General features: G+C 69.5%; 9 protein-coding genes. 8 read left to right on the top strand and 1 reads right to left on the bottom strand.

Annotation, left to right across the window (positions count from 1 at the left end; genetic code table 11):
• Nucleotides 1-837, bottom strand: an 837-nt coding sequence (locus HUV01_RS13350) for a sigma 54-interacting transcriptional regulator (protein WP_174298714.1), incomplete at its 3' end; no start/stop codon positions are given.
• Between the two features lie 171 nt (nt 838-1008).
• Between HUV01_RS13350 and HUV01_RS15360 the strand changes: the two genes are divergently transcribed.
• The 8 genes from HUV01_RS15360 to HUV01_RS13315 all read left to right on the top strand — a co-directional run bounded on the left by HUV01_RS15360 (nt 1009) and on the right by HUV01_RS13315 (nt 3857).
• Nucleotides 1009-1143: a hypothetical protein gene (locus HUV01_RS15360; protein WP_302480061.1), complete on the top strand. Its 135-nt coding sequence runs from the start codon at nt 1009-1011 to the stop codon at nt 1141-1143.
• A gap of 71 nt (nt 1144-1214) precedes the next feature.
• Nucleotides 1215-1880: a phage shock protein PspA gene (gene pspA / locus HUV01_RS13345; RefSeq protein ID WP_174298713.1), complete on the top strand. Its 666-nt coding sequence runs from the start codon at nt 1215-1217 to the stop codon at nt 1878-1880.
• 3 nt (nt 1881-1883) lie between these two features.
• On the top strand, nt 1884-2147 hold the full coding sequence (gene pspB / locus HUV01_RS13340; RefSeq protein ID WP_174298712.1) for an envelope stress response membrane protein PspB: 264 nt from the start codon (nt 1884-1886) through the stop codon (nt 2145-2147).
• 1 nt (nt 2148) lies between these two features.
• Complete coding sequence (gene pspC / locus HUV01_RS13335; RefSeq protein ID WP_174298711.1) at nt 2149-2526, top strand: envelope stress response membrane protein PspC; 378 nt, start codon at nt 2149-2151, stop codon at nt 2524-2526.
• A 29-nt stretch (nt 2527-2555) separates the two neighbouring features.
• Nucleotides 2556-2852: a hypothetical protein gene (locus HUV01_RS13330; RefSeq protein WP_174298710.1), complete on the top strand. Its 297-nt coding sequence runs from the start codon at nt 2556-2558 to the stop codon at nt 2850-2852.
• A 56-nt stretch (nt 2853-2908) separates the two neighbouring features.
• The gene (locus tag HUV01_RS13325; protein WP_174298709.1) at nt 2909-3148 is read left to right on the top strand and encodes a hypothetical protein; all 240 of its coding nucleotides are present in this window, start codon (nt 2909-2911) and stop codon (nt 3146-3148) included.
• Nucleotides 3149-3172: 24 nt separating this feature from the next.
• On the top strand, nt 3173-3406 hold the full coding sequence (locus HUV01_RS13320) for a hypothetical protein (RefSeq protein ID WP_174298708.1): 234 nt from the start codon (nt 3173-3175) through the stop codon (nt 3404-3406).
• Nucleotides 3407-3449: 43 nt separating this feature from the next.
• Entirely contained in the window at nt 3450-3857 is a 408-nt protein-coding gene (locus HUV01_RS13315; RefSeq protein WP_174298707.1) for a SufE family protein, read from the top strand.
• Nucleotides 3858-3958: the final 101 nt, after the last annotated feature.

Raw genomic sequence — 3958 nt, 5'->3', positions numbered from 1 at the left:
GGCCGGCGGCGCTTCGGCGGGCTCGGGCGGGCGTGGCTCCCCCGCTCCCGGCCCCGCTCCTGGCCGGTACGGCGAGGCGAAGGGATCGAACTCGATGGCATCGATCGGCCCCGGCCGCTCCCAGCGATAGACGGCGCGCTCCACGACGTTGCGCAACTCGCGCACGTTGCCGGGCCAGCCATGGGCCGCCAGCGCCGCCACCGCCGCCGGACCAAAGCCCGTCCAGCCGTCGCGCCCAAGCTCCGACGCCATGCGCCGCCCGAAATGCTCGGCCAGCACCGGCACGTCCTCCGCGCGCGCGCGCAGCGGCGGCAGCGTCACGACCTCGAACGACAGGCGATCGAGCAGGTCGGCCCGAAACGAGCGCGCGTCCACCTTGTCGGGCAGGTGCTCGTTGGTCGCCGCGACGATCCGCACGTCGACGCGGATCGGCCGCGACGCGCCGATCCGCGTCACCTCGCCATATTCCACCGCGCGCAGCAACCGCTCCTGCGCCGCCATCGACAGCGTGCCCAGCTCGTCGAGAAAGAGGGTGCCGCCGTGCGCCTCCTCGAACCGGCCGACCCGCGCGCGCGTCGCGCCGGTGAACGCGCCCGCCTCGTGCCCGAACAGCTCCGCCTCGATCAGCGTCTCGGGCAGTGCGGCGCAGTTCATCACCACGAGCGGACGGTCCCAGCGCGGGGACAGGCGGTGCAGCCGTTCCGCGACCAGTTCCTTGCCCGTGCCGCGCTCGCCGATCACGAGCACCGGCCGGTCGAGCGCGGCCGCGCGGCTGGCCTGCTCCAGCGCGTCGAGGAAGGCGCCCGACTGGCCGATGACCTGGCTGCTCTGCTGCATCGCCCCGAGGATTGGCGCAGTCCGCCAACTGTTCGCAAGCCCCTAAATCCGGCGAACCGCTGCCTTCATCCCAAGTTACTGACTCTGCTCGATATCTTGAATTGGCACGCCGGATGCAAGGTCTGCTGCGAGCCGCCGATCGCGGCGTCCCACCGATCACAGGAGCCCGCCATGACCATCTTCGTCCGTCACGCCGCCGCCCTCGCCTTCACCACGCTTGCCAGCGCGCTGCTGCTGGTCGGCGCGGTCGGACCCGCGTCCCAAGCGCCGACGCCGGTGGCGTCCACCGCCCGTATCATGGCATGAACGCCCTCGTCCGGGGCCTGGCGCCATCGCCCGATACGGACGGCCGTCCCGACCATCCAGGAGTTTCACCGATGGGTATATTCTCGCGCACCCGCGACATCGTCGCCGCCAACTTCGCCGACCTGCTCGACAAGGCGGAGGACCCGGCCAAGATGATCCGCATGATCATCCTCGAGATGGAGGAGACGCTGGTCGAGGTACGCGCGTCCGCCGCGCGCACCATCGCCGACCAGAAGGAGATGCGCCGCCACGTCGCCAAGCTCGCCGCGCTGGGCGACGGCTGGACCGAGAAGGCCGAACTGGCGCTTTCCAAGGGCCGCGAGGACCTTGCCAAGGCCGCGCTGATCGAGAAGCGCCGCGCCGCCGACATGGCCGACCAGCTTCGCGCCGAGGTGGGCGTGCTCGACGACGCGCTGCGCGCGTCCGAGGAGGACATCGCCAAGCTCCAGAAGAAGCTGACCGACGCGCGCAGCCGCCAGAACTCGATCAACACCAGGCTGGAGAGCGCCAACAACCGCGCCCGTCTGCGCGAGATGTGGAACGGCCCCAGGACGAGCGAGGCCTTCAGCCGCTTCGACACGCTGGAGCGTCAGGTCGATCAGGCCGAGGGTCGCGCCGAGGCCATGGGCCTGACCGGCCCGAAGAGCCTGCACGACGAGATCGCCGCCTTGCGCGCGGACGACGAGGTCGACGCCGACCTCGCCGCGCTCAAGGCGCGCATGAAGAAGGAGGGCTGAGACATGGACGACATCATCATGTGGCTCGGCATCGTCGCCGTGATCGTCGGGCCGCTCTGGGTTCTCCTCCACTATACGACCAAGTGGAAGCACGCGGCCAGGATCACGCCGGAAGACGAGACCATGCTGGACGAGATGTACAATCTCGCCCGCAGGCTGGAGGATCGGGTGCAGACCGTCGAGCGCATCGTCGCCGCCGACCATCCCGACTTCCGCCCCGGACTTTCCGCCCCACAATCCAGCTATCAGATCGATCGGAGGAACTGACATGCCTGCCAGCCGCACCCAATTCTATCTCGACAAGCCCAATGGCAAGGTGAAGGGCGTCTGCGCCGGGATCGCCGACTATACCGGCACCGACGCGACCTGGATCCGGGTCGCCGTGGTGATCCTCGTCCCCTTCACCCATGCCGTCGTCCTGGCGGCGTATTTCATCACCGCCTGGGTCGCGCCGGAAAAGCCGACCGGCCTGTACCATACGGCCGACGACGAGCGGTTCTGGCAGGGCGTGCGCAGCAACACGCGCCGGTCGACGACCGAGGTCCGCTCCAAGTTCCGCGACATCGACCGTCGGCTCGCCGACATCGAGACGTTCTACACCAGCCGCAACACGCAGTTGTCCAGCGAGATCGACCGCCTGCGCTGAGCGGCCGACACATGGGGGGAAACACGACCATGCACGACCTCGGCATACTGGTTCCGATCGTCATCTTCACCGTCGGACCCGTCAGCTACGCCCTCAACAACTGGATCCGCGTCCGCCATGGCTATGAGCCGGAAGCGTGGAAGAACCGGCGGCAGCGGCGCAGCGACACGTCCGCGGAAGCCGATCGCCGGGTGACGATCCTGTCCGGCGAGAACGAGCGGCTGACGGGCAGGATCGGACGGCTGGAGGAGCGGCTAGCGGTGCTCGAACGGATCGCGACCGATCCCGCCGAACGTACCGCCCGCGAGATCGAGGCGCTGCGCTGAGATTTGACACGCAGGGCGACCACGCCGCCCGGCGTCCCTTGCACAGGAGCAGATCAATGAACCCCTTCCAAATGGTAGTCGCGATCGTCGTGGTGGTGATGGTCGCCCGCGTGCTGCGCGACCGCTACCGCGCGCAGGCGGCGATGCCGCCTCCGCAGGCCGACGACGACCTGCGCCGGATGGCGGAGGAGATGGCCCGCCTGCGCGAGCGCGTCCAGGTGCTGGAGCGGGTCGTCACCGACGGCCACCAGGCAAGCGACCTCGATCGCCAGATCGACCGGCTACGCGACCGCTGAACCACCCGAAAAGGAGCGAGCATCATGTTCTCCCCCGACGTCACCCTCGCGCTGGCGACGACCGCGCTCGCCGGCCTCGCGATGCCGGTCTTCGCGCTGCTGCACGGCTGGCGCGGCTGGCTTCAGCTCAAGCACCGCGAGCTTGCCGCAACCGAGCCCGACGGCACGCCTCCTAGCGCCGCCGCCCGGATCGAGATCGCCGACCTGAAGGAGCGGATCCGCAAGCTGGAGGCGATCGCGGCGGGCGTGGACCTGTAGCGTCCGGGTTGTTCCCATGTCCGCCGCTCTCTACCTTCCGGTCATGACCACGCTCGACAACCTGCGCGACGAATACGAGTTCCTGGACACGGACGACCGCTACCGCATGCTGATCGACCTCGGCCGCGATCTGGAGCCCATGCCGCCGGCGTTGAAGACGGACGCGACGCTGGTCCGCGGCTGTTCCGCCTCCGTCTGGGTCTATCCGCAGCGGCTGGACGACGGCGCGCTCCATTTCCTGGCGGACTCCAACGCGGCGATCACCAAGGGCATCATCGCGCTGGTGCTGACCGCGGTGCAGGATCGGGCCGCCGGTGCCATCCTGTCAACGGACATCCCCGGCGAGCTCCAGGCCTTCGACCTGAAGGCGCAGCTCAGCTCGAACCGCACGCAGGGCATCCCCAACATGATCGCGCTGATCCGCGAGACGGCGGCGCGCTACGCGGGCTGAGGGCGCCGGCCCTGTCCGTTCACGCCGAGCCTGGACGGACGGGGGAGGAAACATGGGCTCCGGCGCCCTCCGCCAGCGCCCCCACCACCCCCGCCGCGGGC

The sequence above is a fragment of the Sphingomonas bacterium genome (assembly GCF_903643035.1).
Taxonomy (GTDB): Bacteria; Pseudomonadota; Alphaproteobacteria; order Sphingomonadales; family Sphingomonadaceae; genus Sphingomonas.
Note: the sequence above shows the minus strand (reverse complement) of the source record. Positions and strands in the feature narration are given on the sequence as shown.